23 protein-coding genes are annotated in these 20,325 nt (G+C 43.9%); 6 read left to right on the forward strand and 17 right to left on the reverse strand.

The features are described 5' to 3' along the window. Positions 1–7: 7 nt before the first annotated feature. From AZ46_RS12040 to AZ46_RS12105, 14 genes are all read right to left on the reverse strand, one after another. Positions 8–490, reverse strand: coding sequence for a DUF2975 domain-containing protein (locus AZ46_RS12040; RefSeq protein ID WP_029278814.1), 483 nt, complete (start codon positions 488–490; stop codon positions 8–10). Positions 491–677: 187 nt separating this feature from the next. Next, positions 678–947 carry a 30S ribosomal protein S14 gene (rpsN, locus tag AZ46_RS12045; protein WP_029278812.1) on the reverse strand — a complete coding sequence of 90 codons (270 nt, stop codon included), beginning with the start codon at positions 945–947 and terminating at the stop codon, positions 678–680. Positions 948–1,012: 65 nt separating this feature from the next. Further along, positions 1,013–1,360, reverse strand: a complete 348-nt coding sequence (locus AZ46_RS12050) for a hypothetical protein (protein ID WP_029278810.1) — start codon at positions 1,358–1,360, stop codon at positions 1,013–1,015. A 143-nt stretch (positions 1,361–1,503) separates the two neighbouring features. Continuing rightward, positions 1,504–2,805, reverse strand: coding sequence for an aldehyde dehydrogenase (locus AZ46_RS12055; RefSeq protein ID WP_029278808.1), 1,302 nt, complete (start codon positions 2,803–2,805; stop codon positions 1,504–1,506). Between the two features lie 217 nt (positions 2,806–3,022). Next, positions 3,023–3,916: a formyltetrahydrofolate deformylase gene (purU, locus tag AZ46_RS12060; RefSeq protein WP_029278806.1), complete on the reverse strand. Its 894-nt coding sequence runs from the start codon at positions 3,914–3,916 to the stop codon at positions 3,023–3,025. Positions 3,917–3,967: 51 nt separating this feature from the next. Further along, positions 3,968–4,726, reverse strand: a complete 759-nt coding sequence (locus AZ46_RS12065; protein WP_029278804.1) for an ABC transporter ATP-binding protein — start codon at positions 4,724–4,726, stop codon at positions 3,968–3,970. Further along, positions 4,683–5,708 carry an ABC transporter ATP-binding protein gene (locus tag AZ46_RS12070; protein WP_051865466.1) on the reverse strand — a complete coding sequence of 342 codons (1,026 nt, stop codon included), beginning with the start codon at positions 5,706–5,708 and terminating at the stop codon, positions 4,683–4,685. The genes AZ46_RS12065 and AZ46_RS12070 overlap by 44 nt, the downstream gene beginning before the upstream one ends. Positions 5,709–5,728: 20 nt before the next feature. Beyond that, positions 5,729–6,520 (reverse strand): nickel transporter permease, encoded by a 792-nt coding sequence (nikC, locus tag AZ46_RS12075; RefSeq protein WP_051827346.1) that lies wholly within the window; start codon positions 6,518–6,520, stop codon positions 5,729–5,731. Positions 6,521–6,585: 65 nt separating this feature from the next. Beyond that, the gene (gene nikB, locus AZ46_RS12080; protein WP_029278801.1) at positions 6,586–7,530 is read right to left on the reverse strand and encodes a nickel ABC transporter permease; all 945 of its coding nucleotides are present in this window, start codon (positions 7,528–7,530) and stop codon (positions 6,586–6,588) included. Position 7,531: 1 nt separating this feature from the next. Then, entirely contained in the window at positions 7,532–9,091 is a 1,560-nt protein-coding gene (nikA, locus tag AZ46_RS12085) for a nickel ABC transporter substrate-binding protein (protein ID WP_029278799.1), read from the reverse strand. Between the two features lie 81 nt (positions 9,092–9,172). After that, positions 9,173–10,060: a DMT family transporter gene (locus tag AZ46_RS12090; protein WP_051865469.1), complete on the reverse strand. Its 888-nt coding sequence runs from the start codon at positions 10,058–10,060 to the stop codon at positions 9,173–9,175. After that, a complete protein-coding gene (locus AZ46_RS12095; RefSeq protein WP_051865471.1) occupies positions 10,054–11,316 on the reverse strand; it encodes an opine metallophore biosynthesis dehydrogenase in 1,263 nt (420 codons plus the stop codon). The genes AZ46_RS12090 and AZ46_RS12095 overlap by 7 nt, the downstream gene beginning before the upstream one ends. Continuing rightward, positions 11,313–12,134: a nicotianamine synthase family protein gene (locus AZ46_RS12100; RefSeq protein ID WP_051865479.1), complete on the reverse strand. Its 822-nt coding sequence runs from the start codon at positions 12,132–12,134 to the stop codon at positions 11,313–11,315. The genes AZ46_RS12095 and AZ46_RS12100 overlap by 4 nt, the downstream gene beginning before the upstream one ends. Before the next feature lie 124 nt (positions 12,135–12,258). Next, on the reverse strand, positions 12,259–12,732 hold the full coding sequence (locus tag AZ46_RS12105) for an S-ribosylhomocysteine lyase (RefSeq protein WP_029278791.1): 474 nt from the start codon (positions 12,730–12,732) through the stop codon (positions 12,259–12,261). Positions 12,733–12,871: 139 nt separating this feature from the next. On the opposite strand from AZ46_RS12105, the gene yidD reads away from it, so the two are divergent. Continuing rightward, on the forward strand, positions 12,872–13,102 hold the full coding sequence (yidD, locus tag AZ46_RS12110) for a membrane protein insertion efficiency factor YidD (RefSeq protein WP_029278789.1): 231 nt from the start codon (positions 12,872–12,874) through the stop codon (positions 13,100–13,102). Here the strand turns inward: yidD and AZ46_RS12115 are convergent. Then, positions 13,090–13,653 (reverse strand): beta-class carbonic anhydrase, encoded by a 564-nt coding sequence (locus AZ46_RS12115; RefSeq protein ID WP_029278787.1) that lies wholly within the window; start codon positions 13,651–13,653, stop codon positions 13,090–13,092. The two genes, yidD and AZ46_RS12115, sit on opposite strands and share 13 nt — an antisense overlap. 148 nt (positions 13,654–13,801) lie before the next feature. Between AZ46_RS12115 and AZ46_RS12120 the strand changes: the two genes are divergently transcribed. Then, complete coding sequence (locus AZ46_RS12120) at positions 13,802–14,977, forward strand: GTP-binding protein (RefSeq protein WP_029278784.1); 1,176 nt, start codon at positions 13,802–13,804, stop codon at positions 14,975–14,977. 121 nt (positions 14,978–15,098) lie between these two features. Beyond that, a complete protein-coding gene (locus tag AZ46_RS12125; RefSeq protein ID WP_029278782.1) occupies positions 15,099–16,184 on the forward strand; it encodes a metal ABC transporter solute-binding protein, Zn/Mn family in 1,086 nt (361 codons plus the stop codon). A 27-nt stretch (positions 16,185–16,211) separates the two neighbouring features. Here the strand turns inward: AZ46_RS12125 and AZ46_RS12130 are convergent, their stop codons facing one another. Together AZ46_RS12130 and AZ46_RS12135 are read right to left on the reverse strand one after the other, a co-directional pair. Beyond that, positions 16,212–17,132: a CobW family GTP-binding protein gene (locus AZ46_RS12130; RefSeq protein ID WP_029278781.1), complete on the reverse strand. Its 921-nt coding sequence runs from the start codon at positions 17,130–17,132 to the stop codon at positions 16,212–16,214. A 74-nt stretch (positions 17,133–17,206) separates the two neighbouring features. Continuing rightward, complete coding sequence (locus AZ46_RS12135) at positions 17,207–17,449, reverse strand: type B 50S ribosomal protein L31 (protein WP_029278780.1); 243 nt, start codon at positions 17,447–17,449, stop codon at positions 17,207–17,209. Between the two features lie 170 nt (positions 17,450–17,619). Here AZ46_RS12135 and AZ46_RS12140 point away from each other — a divergent pair, with 170 nt between their 5' ends. The 3 genes from AZ46_RS12140 (at position 17,620) to AZ46_RS21565 (ending at position 20,318) form a co-directional block, all read left to right on the forward strand. Further along, entirely contained in the window at positions 17,620–18,966 is a 1,347-nt protein-coding gene (locus tag AZ46_RS12140) for a cytochrome ubiquinol oxidase subunit I (RefSeq protein ID WP_029278778.1), read from the forward strand. Positions 18,967–18,993: 27 nt separating this feature from the next. Next, positions 18,994–20,037 carry a cytochrome d ubiquinol oxidase subunit II gene (locus AZ46_RS12145; RefSeq protein WP_029278776.1) on the forward strand — a complete coding sequence of 348 codons (1,044 nt, stop codon included), beginning with the start codon at positions 18,994–18,996 and terminating at the stop codon, positions 20,035–20,037. A 122-nt stretch (positions 20,038–20,159) separates the two neighbouring features. Further along, positions 20,160–20,318, forward strand: a complete 159-nt coding sequence (locus AZ46_RS21565) for a DUF1540 domain-containing protein (RefSeq protein ID WP_081414206.1) — start codon at positions 20,160–20,162, stop codon at positions 20,316–20,318. Positions 20,319–20,325: the final 7 nt, after the last annotated feature.

A 20,325-nucleotide genomic window follows, 5' to 3' on the forward strand; every position in this document is an offset into this window, starting at 1 on the left:
ATTCACCTCAGACCGTTAAATCATTTTCTGATTTGATATCAATCGCTTCTTTTAACAGCTTCTGCAGGACAGCAGCAAAGACCGCAACTACAAAGGATGCAAAGATCATGACCATTCCGATTAGAATGATGCCCGGTGCATCGTCCCTTTCCGCCATGAGGTAAAAGATCGGCAGACCAAACACATACAAGGCACTGAAACTAAAAGCGCAGTATTTGATTTTCTTTAAAGCTTCGACGGCATAATCCGAAAAAGCCTGGTTTCTATCGATTAAATTTAAAAGATGAAACGATTGATAAAGGGCAAAGTAAAACGGAATAGCCGTCGCATACAAGTCGATGAAAACGAGATATTTGAGAAAAGTCTGTTCAGGATACAATTCTGCTGCAAAATTTCCGATTTCAGGTATGACAAATATGCACAAAGCAATAACAGGAAGACCAATCAGGATGATCGCTGTCTTTAAAAAGAGCGTTGTTCCCCGTTTCATAAAAAGCACCTCGCATATATATTTTCAATTAAACTGTACCATGCTATTTATTGTTTTACAATAAAATTTTATTCATTTAAGATGTTCATTTATTGAAAATAGATACTTATAGACATAAAAAAAGCATACCAGGGCAAATGGCATGCTTCAGTCACATCTTGGCAGAGTATGTTTTCCTTCTTTTGTCTTACCAGCTTGATTTTTTCACACCGGGAAGCTGGCCTTTGTGAGCAAGCTCACGGAATGCAATTCTTGACAGCTTAAATTTACGAAGATACCCTCTAGGTCTGCCTGTTACCTCGCAGCGGTTTTTCAGGCGTGTAGGGGAAGAATCACGCGGCAGCCTGCGCAGTGCCTCAATGTCGCCGCTTTCCTTTAATTCTGCACGTAATTCCCTGTATTTTTCAACAAGCTCCTGACGCTTTTTTTCTTTTGCCACTTTTGATTTTTTGGCCATGAACGTTCATCCTTTCTTTTTCTTCGTAATGATTACGATTTAAAAATCATACTGTTTCCGCACATTTATGCTAGAAAGAGAAAATGCTTTTTGTTGTTTTCTGATCCATTGCCCATTCGCTCTGTACAGTCGATCCATTTATAAGTGTTCAGTTTTTGTTCTAGCTTTTTGTTGATTTCAGCTTCTGTTTCCTTCATCAGCCGGTAAATTTCTTCAGCACTTATATTGAACCTGCCGGCTGCTTCATGATAAGGCGACACTTTTACGAGCATGGTCAGAAATTGTTCTTTTGTTTCGCATTGAGACGCAAGTTCATCCTCTCTGCTCTCTATATATTGATAAACTGATCTTTTCGTCTCGGATAGACCTGCAATGATTCCCTTTGCAAGGACGTTCATTCCTTTTTCATTCAATCTCAGCACCCCGGTTTCGATGAGAGTTAATACAAATCGTAATAAATACGATTTATAATCATTATACATTTTCTGTACCTAAATGAAAAGCCTGCAGCGGAAAATGTTTTCTCACTGCAGGCTTGAGGCATCATCTATTAACCTTACTTAAAGGAGCGTTTAAGAATACTCTTAGAATGTGTAAACGTATCAAAGCTCGCTTTGCCGTGGTAAGCGCCCATGCCGCTGTCTCCAACACCGCCGAACGGGAGGTAATGAGACGTCATGTGGCTGATGGTATCGTTTAGTGCACCCCCGCCGAATGACAGATTATGCAGCACTTCATTTTGGATGTTCTCGTTCTCAGAGAAAAGGTACAAGGCAAGCGGCTTAGGACGTTCAGCTATGACATCGATGGCTTGCTGCAAGTCATCGTATTCTAGCACAGGCAGGATTGGCCCAAAGATCTCATCCTGCATCACAGGGTCATCCCATGAAACATTGTCTAGGATTGTCGGTTCAATGAATAAACGTGATTTGTCGGATTTGCCTCCTGCAACTGCGTTTCCGCTTTCCAGGAATGCATGCAGCCGGTCAAAGTGTCTTTCACTCACCACATGCGGGTACTCATCTCCCGCCACATTTTCACCGTATGTCTTTGTAATGGCTTCTTTCAGCTTGGCTATCAGCTGATTTTTCACTTCTCTCTTTACCAAGATATAATCGGGTGCCACGCACGTTTGGCCGGCATTCATGAATTTCCCCCCGGCAATTCGTGCAGCCGCCTGATCGAAATCAGCATCGTCGTGAACAATCGCCGGACTTTTCCCGCCCAGTTCAAGCGTAACAGGTGTCAAATGCTCAGCAGCAGCTTTTGCGACAATCTTCCCTACCGGTGTACTGCCGGTAAAGAAAATATAGTCAAATTTCTCTTTCAGCAGAGCTGTACTGGTTTCGACTTCCCCTTCAACAACACGCAAATATTCCTCCGGGAAGTTGTCATTAATCAGCTTTGCCAAAAGCCCTGATGTGCGGGGTGTGAGCTCAGAAGGTTTCAGCACCGCACAGTTCCCGGCTGCAATGGCGCCCGCCAGCGGATTAACGGCAAGCTGGAACGGGTAGTTCCACGGTGCAATGATAAGTGCTGATCCATACGGCTCTGATAAGATAAAGCTTTCTGCTCCTTCATGTGTAGTCGGCGTATCTGTTTTCTTCGGTGCAGACCAAGAGATTAAATTCTCGGCCATAAAATTTATTTCACTTAGAACAAGGCTTATCTCTGCGCGCTTAGCTTCCATTTCAGGTTTATTCAGGTCAGCTTTCAAGGCGTCAAGAATCTCCTGTTCATTGCTTATAATAAGCTCTTTCAGTTTAGTCAGCGTCTGAATCCGCAACTGAACATCCTTCGTTTTCCCGCTTCGGAAAAATGACTTTTGTTTTGCTGCAAGTTCTTGATAGTTTTCCATATCGCATTCTCCTTCATGGGTTTATTTTTTGAAGCATTCTTTCTTTACTAGCTCTGCAAAACAGAGATATAAGCTGTATAGAAGTTAACGCAGACAACGATACTCCTCTTGGAGAATGGGGTCAATTACTTTGCTCAGGACCTGGTACCTATAAATCAATGCGAAAACAGCAAAAAAAAGAGACCAGTCTGCATTCGACTGATCTTTTTTTGGGTTTTTAAGGAAATACCACCGTTTTATTTTCATAAACGAGTACCTTATCATCCAGATGCCACCCGACGGCGCGTGACAGAACAAGCTTTTCAACGTCTCTTCCAACCCGTTTCAGATCCTTAATCTGATATCTGTGACTTACACGCTCGACATCCTGCTCAATGATTGGACCCTGGTCAAGCTCTTCAGTTACATAATGGGCGGTTGCCCCGATAATTTTCACGCCGCGGTCATAGGCTTGATTATAAGGCTTGCCCCCAACAAAGGCAGGCAGGAATGAATGATGAATGTTAATAATCCGGTTCTTAAAACGTTCAATCATAACAGGCGGAATAATCTGCATGTATCTCGCAAGAACAACGGTATCCACACCTGCTTCTTCCAAAAGTTCAAGATGTGTTATTGCCGCTTCTTCTCTTGTTTCCTTCGTTGCCTGCACATGGTGATACGGAATGCCGAACGGCTCAACAATTTCCCTCATATCATTATGATTGCTGACAATCATAGCTATTTCTGCAGAAAGTTCGCCGAGGCGGTAACGCTGCAGCAGATCCTGGAGACAGTGATCTTCTTTTGAAACAAAGATGGCGATCTTCTTTTTATCACTCGCACAGGACATGCGCCATTTCATTTGAAACGCAGCTGCCGTCTGCTCAAACCGGTTTCTGAGTTCATTTATCATATCTTCAATTCCATGAAGCTGAAATTCGATTCTCATAAAAAAAAGACCGCCGACCGGATCGGTAGAATGCTGATCTGAGTGAATAATGTTTGCTCCTTCATCAGCTAAAAAACGTGATACTGCTGCAACAATTCCCGGGCGGTCCTCACATGAAATCAATAATCTTCCTATCACACTGAATCCTCCTCGGCCCGCATGTATTCTCTGTACGGACATATGTATAATCAATGTGAACAGTATAACGAATCGACCGATTTTAAGCAACGCCTAGTAACCAGCATCCGCAAGCTGCTTCGTATATGGATGGCGTTTGTCCTCAAAGAGCTCTGCTGAAGAAAAGACATCAAGCAGATTTCCATCCTTCAGCACGCAGATTTGATCGCACATAAACCGGACGGCAGCGATGTCGTGTGATATGAACAAAAAGGACATGCCAAGCTCCTCTTTAAGCTCCTTGAGCAGGTTCAATATTTGCGCCTGGACGGATACATCAAGGCTTGATGTTGGCTCATCCAAAATAAGGAGTTTCGGTTCAATGCTGATTGCCCGGGCGATGGCTGCGCGCTGTCTCTGTCCGCCGCTGAGCTGATGAGGGTAACAATCCAAGTGCCTGTCGCTTAAGCCAACTTTTTTAAAAAGGTGAAGTGCCATTTTTTTTCTGTCCGCTTTTTCTTCCAATAAATAAGCAGGAATAGCTTCCGGATAGTTTTCAAGCGGCTCTGCGACCGTTTTCCAGATAGGCAGTTTGGGGTTTAGTGAAGCATGAGAATCCTGAAACACAACCCCAATGTGGCGCCTTATTTTCTTTAGAGCTTTTCCCTTTTGTTCCCTCAGCACAATTCCGTTTATCGTGATTTCTCCGCTGTCAGCAGAATCAAGTCCGACTATCAGCTTTGCAAGCGTACTTTTGCCGCTCCCGCTTTCGCCAATCAGCCCGAGGCACTCCCCTTCCTTTACAGTGAGGGAAACGTCTGAAAGAATGTTATGATCTTTGTAAGACTTTGAGATTTGGCTGACTGTCAGCATCTGTCTTCTCTCCTCTCATGTCCGCATGGCAAGCGGACCAATGATGAACATTCTTTTCCTGAAATGCAGGAAATGTCCTGCACTCCGGTATTACGAGCGGGCAGCGAAGGGCAAACGGACAACCGGTTTCAGCCGAGAGACCCGGCTCGCCATCAATACTCGGCAATCTTCTGGGTACACTTCCCTCAAGTTTAGGCTGTGTGCTTAATAAAAGTTTCGTATAAGGGTGCGCGGGATCTGTAGCGATCATCTCTGTTGGGCCATGCTCAACAATTCTCCCGCCGTACATGATCATCATCTTGTCTGTCCGTTTCAGCAAATGATTTAGATTATGCGAGATAAGGAGCACGGCACAGTCTATTTCTCTTTGAAGATCAGCAAGCAGCTGAAGAATCGATTCACCAGTCAAAACATCAAGAGCCGTTGTCGGCTCGTCTGCAATGATCAGTGAAGGCTTCATCATGAGGGATGCTGCAAGTGAGGCTCTCTGCAACTGTCCTCCGCTGAGCTGATGCGGATAGCTATTAAACGTCCTTTCTGCAGGAAGCTTCACCCGCTCCAGCCAGTAAAGAACCTCCTGTTCAGCGTTCGCTTTCCTTACTTGACGATGAGATTTAATCGCTTCGACAAGCTGCCTGCCAATTTTAAGAAAAGGCGTAAAACTTCCTTGATAGTTTTGGAAAATGTACGTTACATCTTTTCCTCTTATCTTCTGCATTTCTTTTTCTTTCATGGCTGTTAATTCATTTCCGGAAAAAAGGATGCTCCCTTTTGATATACGGGCAGACGGCGGCAGCAGACCCAGTATAGCTGCTGCTGTCATACTTTTCCCGCTGCCGCTTTCTCCTGCAAGTCCAATCATTTCTCCTGCCTTGATCTTGAGATTAAGATTTTTTACAAGGATTCTGCTCTCGTGTTTATTCGTTAGTGTAATGGAAACGTTGCTTACGGTTAAGACTGTCTTATCATTCTTTGCGTTCAATGCTCTTTTCACCTCCGGACCTACCTGCTTTTTACATCGAGCCGGTCTCTCAGGCCTTCCCCTATTAAGTTGCATGATAAAACAACCAGAAAGATGGCAAAACCGGGATAAATCATCAATTCCGGGTACGTTTGAAAATAAGGCCTGCCGTCATTCAGCATGGCTCCCCATTCAGGGTTAGGGGGCTGTGCACCGAGACCTATGTAAGATAGGGATGAGATAATCAAAATCACTTTCCCGATATCCAGTGCTGCGAGTATGAGAACCGGCGACAGAATGTGAGGCAGTATATGCCTTCTAAGAATCTTCCAATCAGAGCATCCTCCAACCTTTGCGGCAAGAATGTACTCTTTTTCCTTTTCCGAAATCACAATGCCTCTTACTAAACGGGTGTAGGTGATCCATTTCACTGCGACAACAGCAATCATTAAATTTGTAAGACTTGGACCCATAAAACCTGCAATGGCAATCGCCAGAATAAATTCCGGCAAAGCAAGAAGCCCGTCTGCCGTTCTCATGAGAAAAGCATCAAACCTCCCCCCTGCATACCCCGACAGAAGGCCGAGAGGAAGACCTATACAAAGAACACTTGCCACAACAAGCGCTGTGATGCCGAGAGTTGCTTTTGCCCCTACCATCAATCTTGTAAAAATGCACCTGCCAAGATTATCTGTTCCAAGAGGGTATTGCAGACTTGGAGAAGCAAACCGTTCACCCATATTTGCCGTATAAGGATCATTTGAAACAAGAAGCGGGCCCGCAATTGAAAGAACGGCAATAAAGACAAGCAAAGCTGCTCCTGTCACTATCATTAATCTGCCTGAAAAAATGGTCCGTTTCAGATGGCGGACGTTCTTTTTCACCTGTGGAAAAGGATTCATTTCGCTGCCTCCTTTCCTCTTCTGATTCGGGGATCAATGAGAAAATACGAAAGATCTGTCATCAGATTCATCGCTACAACAAAAACGCCTGTCAGTAATACATATCCCTGTATGACAGGGTAATCACGGGCAAAAATAGCGTCGACCGCCATACTTCCAAGCCCTGGCCAGGAAAATAAGATCTCAATAACGACCGCTCCCCCAAGAAGACTTCCCATACTCAGACCAAGCACCGTCATGACAGGCAAAAGAGCAGCCCGGATAGCATGAATCCACAGAATGCGCCATTCTTTCACCCCTCTTGCTCTTGCTGCCCGGACGTAATCTTCGGAATAGCTTTCCATTAAACCCGAGCGCAATAATCTTGCATAAACAGCTGCCAGTGAAAACCCTAATGCAAATGAGGGCAAAATGGATTGAGACCACTCTCCAAATCCATTCGAAGGCAGCAGCTGAAGCTTAAAAGCGAAAACGTAAATAAGCATCAGTCCCAGCCAGAAGCTTGGAATTGATGCCCCAATCAGTGCAAGCACTCTGCTGAGGTGATCCGGCCATTTCCCTGGAAACCTCCCTGCTGCAATACCAAGCGGAAGAGCGATGGCAGCCATGACGAGCAATGCTCCCCCTGCAAGCTCCAACGTGATTGGCAAGCGCTTCATCAGTTCGTCCCAGACTGGATTACCGCTCATGTAGGACTTTCCAAGATCAAGCTGAAGCAGCCCAAACATCCATTTTCCGTACTGAACATATAGAGGCTGATCAAAGCCAAGCTCTTTTCTGAGCTCAGCCTGGTCAGCATCTGTTACCATCATTTCATCAGCGTTTAATATCAGCATTACCGGATCGCCAGGAGCAAGCTTCATCAGTCCGAATGTAAAAACAGACAAAATGAAGATGACGAGAACCAGCTGAATCACACGCTGTTTTATAAGAGGAAGCATGTTACTTCACATCCATTGTATGAGTTAGGATATAATACTCCTCAGCTGTAGGATTAAAGTTTTGAACCCGCTTGTTCACCCCTACAAGAATGTTTGGATAAACGGCATAGCTGTGTGCGAATTCTTTGTTGATGATTCCTGCTGCATCCCTTGTCAGCTGTGTTCTTTTATCTAAATCGGTGGTTGTATTCAGTTCTTTGATCAGTTCATTCAGTTCCGGGATTGAAATTTTGCCTACGTTTAAAGCACCTGTTTTCGTAAAGGCTGTATTCAGGAAGTAGCTCCCATCTCCCCGGGGAGACGTATTGTTGCTGTATGTAGCAAGATCCCAGTCTTTATTTTCAACAAGGTGTGTATCTGCATTTTCAACATTTTTAATTTCGATATCAATTCCTGCTTTTGCTGCATCTGACTGCAGAAGCTGTGCGATAAGCGGAAGTTCCGGACGTGCTTTATACGTAATGAGTTCAAGCTTGAGGGGCTGTCCGTCTTTTTCCATTTTCCCCTGGCCATTCTCTTTGTAGCCTGCTTCAGCAAGCAGTTCTTTGGCTTTATCAACATTCACTGCTTTCACTTCATCCTTTATACCAAATGGAAGGGTGCTGTTGAACGGGCCATTTGCAGGAATCCCGTGTCCAAGCATAATGTCTTCTGCTGCGCTCTTGCGGTCAAGGAGCAAGTCAAGGGCTTCTCTCACCTTAACATCTGACACTTTAGGGCTTTGCTGATTGTATAAAATAAAATGGGCTCTAAGGCCAGGTACAGATTCAACCTTCAGTTCTTTATCTTTTTCGATTGGCTCAATGCCTTCTGCCGGAATGTTGTAAACGACATCTGCTTCTTTAGATTGAAAAGCAAGTGATCTTACGTTGGCATCTTCATTAAATTTAATGACTGCTTCACTGACCTTAGGCTCTCCTGCCCAATAGCCGCTGAATTTTTCAACCTGTACTTCTTGATTTGAAATGAATGTTTTGACTTTAAACGGACCTGTACCAACTGGGGCATTGTTAAACTCTTCTTCGCCCATCTCTTTTTCAGCTTCTGTGTTTACAATCGATGTATACGGGTTAACAAGCTCGGAAGGAAGAGCAGGATATGGTTCTGTGGTTGTAATAGAAAGCGTTTGTCCGTCTGCTTCCATTGATTGTATTTTCAGCGAATCTCCAAGTGATTCGTTAACAGCAGCACTTCTCTCCAGAGAAGCCTTGACTGCCGCAGCATCAAGTTTTTTTCCGTCCTGAAATTTAACCTCATCACGGATTGTGAATGTCCAGTTCACATTATCTTCTGTCTCCCATTTTTCAGCGAGCCAGCCTTCGATCTTAGAATTTTCGTCAAGCTTTAGAAGCGTCTCTGTCACTCCTGCACGGATTGGGGTAAATCCAGTGTGAGGATCCATGTTCGGCGACTTAAAGCTGAAGATCATTGATACCTTCTTATCCTTTTCTTCTTTTTCAGGATCAGCTTGGCTATTTTCAGCAGAACATCCTGCAGCTGCAAGAATACATAAGCCTATTAAAATAGCAATCAAGCTTTTTGAACCACTAAACGATTTCATCACATCTACCACCCTTGAACATTTTAATTCGTAATAATTACGATTTACATTAGTAAATATTACTAGCTTCTTGAACAACGGTCAATGCCCATTTTTTAAAACAGAAGACGCGCGCCCCTGCACCCCAGCCGTTCTTCTTTTCATCATAGACAGCAGAACACATGAAGCAACAATCAAGATACCGCCTGAAATGGTGAGTGCATCCGGTATCTCTGACCAGAATAAAAAGCCCCACAATGCATTGAAGACAATTCCTATATACCTGGTCATTTCCACAACAACAATATTTTCATGGGTGAAAGCTTTCGTCAGGAAAATTTGGCCAAGAAGGGACACAACACCAATGCAAATTAAGTAAAAGCCTTCAATCAGTGACGGCACGACAAATTCGTTCCACATGAGCGGAATGGAAAGAACCGTTCCTGTTGCGAGAAAATAAAAAACAATTTCATAAGACGGATGTGTTTTGCTCAGATACCGAATAGATGTTGCTGCTCCTGCAGCAAACAGAGCACTTAATACTCCGACAAGAGCATACACCGAGAAAGACGAGAATTGGAACGGCTTAATCAAGAGTATTCCTCCAAGAAAAACAAGGGGAAGAACATAAAAGGTTGATTTTGAGACCTTTTCCTTTAAAAAAACCGCTGAGAGGAAAAAGACGAAAATAGTTGATAAGTGTGCAAGAATACTTGCATCAGCAAGCGGTATTTTTGAAATGGTAAAAAAGTAAGCATATAGATACAATGCACCGAGCATTCCTCTTAAAAAGAGCATGGGCACGCCCTTTTTTGAAAAGGCGGTTTTGCTTTGCCTCATCATTACAAAAATGATGACAGTGCCGATCAAGCTTCTGAAAAACATGATTTCTGAAGCAGGAATATTCAGGCTGACCGCTTTAACAAGGGCATTCATCACACTGAAAACGAGTGAGGATAAAACGGCAAGCAAGACCCCATTCTTCAGCATGTTTCTTCCCTCCCTTCAGGAATATAATTTTCAAACGAAGCGTGATGTGTTTGGCTGAACCGTGCCGCTTCCTCTTCAAACGCCCTTAGCAATGAATGAGCCACAGGCATAGAAATGCCTGCCTTAACAGCAAGTTCAGTCACCAGTTTCAGCTTATGGTAATCTTCAAGCGGAACTCTTGGAAGCACCCATTTTCCTGACCTCGCCCGCTTTACCTGGGCAAACGGCACCTTTGAAAAATCAAAGTACGTTCCATTCTCATCTGGAGCGGAAAAAGGGTCAATTAAAATAGACGTGTATCTGATGTACAGCAAATATTCCTGCTTCTCCGGACTAAACGTCGGGAACTGGCAGATATCATTTCTTGAGAGCGTGTATTCGTGTACTGGATAGTTATCATCATTTAAAAATTCCAAAAGGTTAATAGGCTTTGCTCCCAAACAGGAAGCAACTTCGGAAAGCTCTTTCCAAAGACCGTTCATAGCCTTTATCGCGTGCTGGCTAATTGGCCCTTCCGGATATAGCTTGTACATGGATTTAACAGACTTGTCTTCTCTCAAAATCTCTCTCAACGCAACAGGGTTCATGAATAATGGCGGATGAACATAGGTTGTTATGCTTCTTGCCTCGGCTTCAACTGCTGATGAAAGAATTTCCGCTTCAGGACCGATACTTCTTATAAAGTCAGCCAGGACATGAGCAAAGCTGCTGTTTTTGTATCGGGACCCCACATAGACTTTTTTCTTCACAGCTTTTGTGTAAGCTGTGAACGGGTCTTCTGCTGGAAGCTTTGTCGCTGCATAATATGCAGACAGGCTGATAACCTCTATATCTAATGCCAGCTTCTCGATGATCGTTGAAGCAGAGCCGATTCCCGGAGAAAGAAGAACCACTCGTTTTGCCCTTTTCAGATTCTTTAGGTTCAACTCTTTTAAAACTTCAATGTATGTATGGCTTGGCGTGCATAGGATAATCGTCTCCCATAAATCGTTCACTTCACCTAAAGATGGGTAAAAATAATGAATGCGGGTTTTTCCATTCAAATTTTGATCTAAGTGGGGAGCAAATAAGGAGGACACTTCAAATCCATTTCGTTCAAAGTATTCCTGAAGCTGTTCAGAATGTTCCCCGGCCCGGTTGGCTAAGCCCAATTTATTTGAGTACTCTCCTTTTCCAGCTTGGACCGCAGCGGCAAAGGCTGCCGGTCCAGCCCCCGCAATCAGCGTGTTCCCAAAAGAATTCGATTTAAAGGTCATGAATATTCGACTTCCTTTCCTGTCAATGCCTCCACTTTTTTTGTCAGAATCAGCGTATCGTAGAAACGTTTATCCTGGTAAACCGTTTCAGTTTTCCAAACAGACTCCGGCGAATCATAATAGGGATAGTTAAAAATAGATTTCAGGCCATTTCCATACCGCAGAACAACTTTGGCTCCACACGGAAGAAGGGATGCAAGCTGCTCAATAATCGCCTTTTTCTCTTCCACAAGGGAAGCAATTATGACATGCGTGGCTCTTTTGATGGCAGGCAGTTTTGAAACCGGCTCGCTTGTAAACCGAACATTCTCTTTTAGTCCAGACAGACAGGCGATATCCCTGCCCATTGCCACAGCTTCTTCATCAATATCCAGGCATGTCAGACGAGCGCCTGTTTCTTTGGCAATGGTTAGCGCAGAAAGAGGAAACGCACCTGACCCTATAAAGAAAACCTCTGATGTCCCTGAGATTCCGCACTTGACAGCATCCTCTTTTACAGCAGAGGAAAGAGCTGAAAAATAGCCTGACATATCGGCATTGCTCCTCGACGTGCAGACAGATTGATGTTTTTCCAGGGCAGCTACCGCAGCGGAAGATGTTTCTCTCAGAAGGCTGGCATATTTTCTGATCTCCATATCACTTTCCCATAAACGCCATTGTTTTTCGTTTTTATCATCCATGACAAATGCAGAAAGTTCGTCCAGTTTTTCTGTCAGCATTTCACAGCACGGGCTGCTTTTTTTAATAAAGGCCGATAGCTCTGCTATTTCGTGCAAAAGCATTTTTATGGACACTAAAAACGTATACTTGTCTTCCAAACTACCTCTCCTCAAAACGTAATAATTACGATTTGAAGTGTATCATTCCCTTCTTTCTACCGTCAATCAGGTAAAAAGGCTCAAAAAAACAGCGCCCTGCATCGCAAGGCACTGTTCTCTGTTCTTATCCAAAAACTTTAGCAAGGTCTTCTTTATCCTGATCAAGCCAGAAACGCATGAGGCGCTTGGCTCCTTCTAAATCATGAAGTTTAGCCTGGCCGCACTGCTTTTCGTTGGCTGCAGGAATTTCAGTGATTTCAATCGCATCTTTTAATGTGTCTTCTAAAAGATCGATAATTTCTTCAACCTTCGGCTCGCCGCTTACTACAAGGTAGTAGCCGGTCTGGCAGCCCATTGGCGAGATGTCGATAATATCAAAGTGATCGTACTTTTCTGCATGCGTGCGGATATTGAATGCAAGCAAATGCTCAAGGGTGTGGATCACATCCGGCTTCATCGCCTGCTTATTCGGCTGGCAAAAGCGGATATCAAATTTATTAACAAGTCCGTCTGTTCCTACTTTATGAACGCCGCAATGTCTGACATACGGGGCAACGACTGCATTATGATCAAGGTCAAAGCTTTCAACTGATGGCATAGTACCACTCCTTTATTACGTCTCTTTTTATCATACAATTAATCCCGATAAAATTCATCACTTTTGTCTGAATAAGTGTTTCCAATTTTAACTTTTTCCCACTTGCAGTATACTTAAGGCATACAGAGAGGTGATTAAAATGAAACAGCTGTTTATCGCACTGATCCGGTTTTATCAGAAATTCCTGTCGCCGCTGAAACCCCCGTCCTGCCGTTTCTATCCGACCTGCTCCCATTACGGGCTAGAATCCGTCAAACGGTTTGGGGCTTTAAAAGGCGGTTATCTGACCGTAAAGAGAATCCTTAAGTGCCATCCTTTTCATCCCGGGGGCTTTGATCCGGTTCCGGAAAAAAAGGATCAGACTCCGTAGCCGTCCACTACTAAATCAAGCTTTCCTGTAGACGGATCTATCACAAGACCGTGTACAGGAACATCACCCGGAAGCAATGGGTGATTGCGGATAACGTCTACACTGTGTTTTACACTGTCTTCGACTTTATTAAACCCTTTCAGCCAATCATCAAGCTGAATTCCTGAATAACGGAGCGTATCAATTTTATCCTGGGTAATTCCCCGGTTTTTTGCTTTTTCAAGAAATGACTCCGGATTCAGGGCACTCATGCCGCAGTCATGGTGTCCGACAACGCATACTTCGTCTGCGCCAAGCTCCATAACAGCTACAAGAATACTTCTCATGATGCTTCCAAACGGATGGGCAACAATTGCTCCGGCACTTTTGACAATTTTAACATCGCCGTTCTTGACGTTCATTGCCTGCGGAAGAAGCTCGACAAGTCTTGTATCCATACAAGTTAAAATGACCATTTTTTTGTCAGGAAATTTTGTCGTCTGATATTTTTCGTAGTCTTTCTTCTCTACAAACTGGGAATTGTGTTCAATAATTTCTTCTAACAATCTCATCTGCTATTCTCCTTATAAAGTGGTATAGTTTGGCTGCATGTAATAGGCAGCTTTTTATTTACTATATCATAACACTTGTTTTTTAGGCGCGTTTTACTATATGATGTAAATCGTAATAATTACTATTTAAAAAAACTGGAGGATTATGATGAGCAAACAAATTCCCGTTACGGTTTTAAGCGGATACCTTGGAGCCGGAAAAACGACCCTTTTAAAGCACATTCTTGAGAACAAAGAAAACAGGCGGATTGCCGTGATTGTCAATGATATGAGCGAAATCAACATTGACGGCAGCCTGATTAAAAATAGCGTCAGCCGTACAGAAGAAAAACTGGTGGAAATGCAAAACGGCTGCATATGCTGTACGCTGCGCGAGGATTTGATGATTGAAGTCGAGCGTCTGGTGAAGGAAGGAAACATCGACTATATCGTTATCGAATCATCCGGCATCAGCGAACCTGTGCCTGTTGCCCAGACATTTACCTATATTGATGAAGAGATAGGCATTGATCTTTCTGCCTTCTGCCGCTTAGATACAATGGTAACGGTTGTGGACGGGAACCGCTTCTGGGAGGATTTCTCTTCTGGTGAAAATCTTCTGGACCGGAAACAGGGAACAGATGAAAACGATACAAGAGAAGTCATTGACCTGCTGATCGACCAGATTGAATTCGCAGACGTTCTACTCCTGAACAAAACTGATTTGCTGGAAGAAGAGGATGTAAATGAATTATATGGTGTACTTAGAAAATTAAATCCGGATGCAAAGATTATAAAAACCGCCTTCAGCCATGTATCTCTGGCTGAAATTATGGACACAAACAGCTTTGATTTTGAAAAAGCAAGCCAGTCCGCCGGCTGGATCAAGGAACTCAATGAAGAGCATGTGCCGGAGACAGAGGAATACGGCATTTCTTCCTTTGTTTACAGAAGACGGAAGCCGTTTCATCCTGAGCGGTTTATGGCATGGCTTGAGAATTGGCCGCAGGATGTCGTAAGAGCGAAAGGCTTTTTCTGGCTTGCATCAAGAAATGATACATCCGGCCTTCTGTCCCAGGCAGGTACATCCATCATGATTCAGGGCGCAGGAGAATGGGTTGCCGCCTATACGGAGGAAGAGCGGATTCAAACCCTTCAGGAAGAGCCTGAGCTGCTTGAGCGCTGGGACGCGGAATTTGGAGACCGCATGACAGAACTTGTTTTCATCGGTATTGATCTTAATCGTTCTGATGTGGAAGCCTCACTTGACGAATGTCTTCTGATAGAAGAAGAAATGAAATCAGACTGGTCCTCCATGCGTGACCCGCTTCCTGCTTTTTCATAATTGTGAGAATGGTTTTTCTTTTTCCATCAGAGTATTTACGGTTCTCAAATCGTAAGTATTACGATATAATGTGATAGGAAATGATGAAACCAACGAAATATTTATATATAAGGAGCTTACAATGAGAAAAAAAGGATTATCAATGGCACTGGCACTGCTGCTTGGAACAGCTCTTGCAGGCTGTGCAGACAGCGGAAATGAAACACCCGGAGACGATAAGGACAAGCTGAAGGTTTATACTACGATCTTCCCTGTTCAGGATTTTGCTGAAAAAATCGGAGGAGACGCTGTAGAGGTTGAAAGTGTCTATCCTGCGAATGCAGACGCCCATACATTTGAACCTTCTACAAAAGATATGGTTGCCATGGCTGAAGCGGATGCCTTTATCTACTCAGGCGTCGGACTTGAGGGATTTGCTGAAAAAGCAACTGAAACCCTGCAGTCAGAAGATGTGAAAATCATTAAAGCCGGTGAAGGAATTGAGCTTGCTGATTCCTCTCATAACGAAGAAGCGCATGATGAAGAAGAAGGACATGATGATCATGCTCATGAGGAAGAACATGCTTCTGAAGAGGGACATGACGACCACGCTCATGAGGAAGAACATGCTTCTGAAAAGGGACATGACGACCATGCTAAAGAAGAGGAGCATGCAGCTGAAGAAGAACACGCTCATGACCATGGAGACAAAGATCCTCATATCTGGCTTGATCCAGCTCTTGCCATCCAAATGGCTGAGAACATCAAAAACGGCCTGACAGAGCTTCATCCGGAATCAAAAGAAGAATTCGAGAAGAATTTTAATGCACTTAAAGCAGACTTAGAAAAACTGGATGCTGATTACAAAGAAACCATTGGTGCCGCCAAGAATAAAGAAATACTGGTATCTCATGCAGCGTATGGCTACTGGGAAAGTCGCTACGGCATTGAACAGATAAGCGTTTTAGGACTTTCTCCAACACAGGAGCCATCACAAAAGCAGCTTCAGACCATCGTTGAAACAGCTAAAGAAAACAAGATCAATTATGTGATCTTTGAAAATAACGTCAACAGCAAAATTGCAGACATTGTGAAAAATGAAATTGGCGCAGAAAGCCTGACCCTATCCAATCTTGAGTCTATTTCAGAAGAAGATGCTAAAAATAATGAAGATTATTTCAGCATTATGAAGCGCAATCTTGAAACGTTAAAGACTGCTCTTCAATAAAAATCCCGGCCAGCTTGGCCGGGATTTTTATGTATGTCTTTTTACAAATAGTTTCTGTATTCTTTCTGCAGGCAGATTTTGCCCAATCAGGATCAAAACAGGCTTGTCGCTCTCAACCTTTTCTTTTGATATTACTGCTTTCCCTGCAGCATACTGCATCTCCCTCATTGTGCCTTCCACTATTAGATGCCCTTTTGCACGGATCAGGCCATCTATATCTCTCAGGATGGATTCAAGATCAGAAAGCTCCATGACCCGCGGATCCTCAATCTTAATTGTGCCAATCGTGTGATGATGGTGATGGTGCCCTCCTCCTTCACTGAGTGTAAGGGAAGAATGGCGCTGTTCAATCAGTTTTTCAAATGGTACGTTTCCATATGATGCATGATAGATTTCCATATCTTCCTGAACGGTTTTCCGAATTTTCTTCTTTACCTTTTCCAGTTCTTTATCCCCTGCCAGGTCTATTTTGTTCAGAATCAGAAAATCGGAAGAAATAATTTGTTCTTTCAGCAAAGAGCGGATTTCCTTCGAGCTTGAGAACATGCTCTGGTAGTCGAGGTAGTGGCTTGCATCGACAATTCCAATCATTGAACGAAGCTCATAATCATCAATCAGTGCCGGAGAAAGAAGTACGTCTTTAATTTCAAGCGGATTCGCCACTCCTGTTCCTTCTATTAGAAGGACGTCAACAGATTGCTCCGCTTTAAACGCTTTGAGCGTCGTCACAAGATCATCCTGAATGGTGCAGCAAATACAGCCATTTAAAAGCTCATGGACCTGCTGATCTTTAAATAAATGCTTCTCTACGTTCTCATCGCCAAGCTCATTTAAAATAATGCCCACTTTTTGTCCTCTGCTTTTCAGCTCATCCGCCATTTTCACAAGAAGCGTTGTTTTGCCACTTCCTAAAAAACCGCTTATGGTGTAAACGGGTATTTTTTTCATGTAAAAAACCTCCCTGCCACTAGATTATCATACAAAAAAGATGCCCTGGAACATGATGCTCCAGGGCTCCCTTTTTACATGTTGTATTTTTTCTTGAAGCGCTCTGCGCGTCCGTCGCGGTCTGCGAATTTCTGGCGCCCTGTGTAGAACGGATGTGTATCAGAGCTGATTTCAATTTTGATCAGCGGATACGTATTGCCGTCTTCCCACTCAGTTGTTTCGTTTGAATTTTGAGTAGAGCCGCTCAAAAATTTAAACCCGCTGTTTGTGTCCATATATACCACTTTATGATAATCCGGATGGATACCCTGTTTCATTTACAGCACTCCTTTAATCGTAATTATTACGTTTTATATGTTACCCTCTTTACGTCTTTTTGTCAACGGGTCTGCCTGCAAAGAAAGAAACATTGAAAGCATATTTTATGGAAAAATGCGGACAATAAGGAAAGATTGTTACAACCATGGGAAAGAAAGGCGGAAAACAGATGGATGATCTCGTACTTGCCAGATCCTTGTTCGGGACGACAATGGGCTTTCATATTATTTTTGCATCGCTTGGTGTAGGCCTCCCTTTAATGATTTTAATAGCAGAGCTGCTTTTTCAAAAAACGAAGGATCCTGATTATGCCGTGATGGCAAAACGCTGGACGAAAGGGCAGGCCGTGCTGCTAGGGGTTGCTATACCTACGGGAACAATCGCAGGTGTGCAGCTTGCCTTGCTGTGGCCGGGATTCATGGAAGTCATCGGCCGGGTTATGGCCCTTCCTTTTCAGATTGAAATTTATGCCTTTTTTGTGGAAGCGCTGTTTATGTCCATTTATGTGTATGCTGCTGACCGCATCTCCCCTAGAATGAGGATTGTCAGTGTATCGCTTGTTTTAATCGGAGCCGCAGCATCCGCGATTCTCATTACAAATGTCCATGCGTTTGAAGGGACTCCTGCGGGCTTCCGGATAGAAAACGGAGAGATTGTTGATGTTGATCCTTGGGCTGCGTTCTTTAACCCAAGCTTCATCGTAACGGCTGGACATGTCGTTGTTTCTGCATTTATGACGGGAGCATTTGTCATCGCTTCAATTGCTGCGTATAAAATGCTCAGAAACATGAAAAATGAAAGGCTTTATAAGTTTCACCGCAAAGCGCTCATGATGGGGCTGATTGTCGGTGGCATTTTCTCATTTTTGACCGCTTTGAACGGACACGAATCTGCTCAGATGTTGCATGAATATCAGCCTGAAAAGCTCGCTGCAGCCGAGGGGCTTTTTGAAACGCAGCGCTATGCTCCGCTTGCTGTCGGCGGATTTACAGACAGAGAAACACAGGAAGTGAAATGGGGAATTGAAATCCCGTGGGCACTCAGCTTTTTGGCAGATAACAGCTTTAAAACCGAGGTTATCGGCTTAAATGATTTTCCGGAAGAATATTGGCCTCCGCTGTTTGTCCATACCTTGTTTAATGCCATGGTAGGTATCGGCAGCCTGCTGATCCTCCTTTCCATGATCGGGTTTTTCTGGTACAAAATTCTGAAGCGGCCCCATTTTCCGAAATGGCTGCTTGTACTGTTTGTTCCATCAGGCATCCTGTCCATGCTTGCGATTGAGTTTGGCTGGATTTTCGCTTGTACAGGGAGACAGCCTTGGGTAATCTACCGCTTGCTGAAAACCGAGGATGTCGTGACAGCTTCAGGTCAGATTGGCACACTCTTTATATTGTTCACCCTTGTCTATGTCATTTTGGGACTCGCCGTGATTCTTGTCCTTGTCTATTACTTTAAACGCAATCCGGTTGAAAAAGAACTCGATAAGCCGGGAGATGGCGTCAGTGTTTATTAAAACGTTTACGAAGGAGGCGCTGCAAAGATGACAACAGATGCTCTGCTTGCCATTACGGTTGTCTGGGGATTTGTCTTTATCTATGCTGTTATGGCAACGATGGACTTTGGAGCAGGATTCTGGTCCATGGTTTACATCAATAAAGAACGGACGAATGCAACGAACATTGCCAATCGCTATTTATCGCCAACCTGGGAAGTAACGAATGTTTTTATCGTTGCGATAGTTGTCGCCCTGTTCAGTTTTTTCCCGGGGGCAACGTTCATCCTGGGCACTGTGCTTTTAATTCCGGGCAGCATTATTCTGCTGCTGCTCGCAATCCGAAGCGGCTTTCTCGTTTTTTCCCACTATTCAAAATCAGGATACGGCAAACTGCTGACGTATGTTTCCGGAATTTCAGGGTTTATTATACCGGCCATCCTCCTTCTCGTGCTCCCGATAACACACGGCGGCTTCATTGAGGTTATCGACGGTGCGCATCAACTTCAGCTGGATAAACTGTTCACAAGTCCTAATGCCTATGCATTCAGCGGGTTTGCCGTTACGAGCACGCTATTTCTTTCTTCACTCCTGCTGTCGGATTATTCAAATGTGGCGAATGAGCCTGAAGCTTATAAAGTTTACAGACGGGATGCCCTGATTGTCGGACCGCTTTCGCTTGTGATGGGCTTTCTGATCATGCTTACGCTAAGGAATGAAGCTAATTGGATCTACACAAACATGATGGAATATCTCCCATTTCTAATTGGCTCGGTAGCCATGTTTCTCATTGCCGGCGGAGCACTCTTTCTTCCTTCCCAAAAGGATAAAAGAAAGCTCGGGCGCCCAAGGCTCGCTGTAGTAGCTGTAGTCGCTCAGTATTTACTTGCAAGCTACGCATACGGACGTGCACATCTGCCTTACATGCTCTATCCGGATGTGACCATACAGGACGGCTTTACACACCCGAATACATTTCATGCCGTCTTTATCACGTACATCGTCGGATTTCTCATCCTTTTCCCTGGCTTCTTCTATTTCTGGAGGCTGTTCATGAAAGACAAACGCTATTTGGATCAAAAGGAAAGCTGAGGGTCAGTCCCGCTCCTTGTTAACGGATTAACGCAGAGCGGGACTGACCCCTTTTCACGTATGAAAGACAGGAAAGTAAGCAAAACTAACAGATGAACCTTAATTAAAAGGAGGGTATTTTTATGCCAAGAGAGGTAAAGTGCGAAGTAAATAACTGTGAGTACTGGGGCAATGGCAACCAGTGTACGGCTGATGCCATTTATGTTGTGAGCCATAGAGGCGACACGGCTTCACGCAGTGAAGAGACCGACTGTAAAACATTTAAACCTCATGATTTGTAAAATGTTC

It is taken from the genome of Metabacillus indicus LMG 22858, from assembly GCF_000708755.2.
Classification (GTDB): Bacteria; Bacillota; Bacilli; order Bacillales; family Bacillaceae; genus Bacillus_P; species Bacillus_P indicus.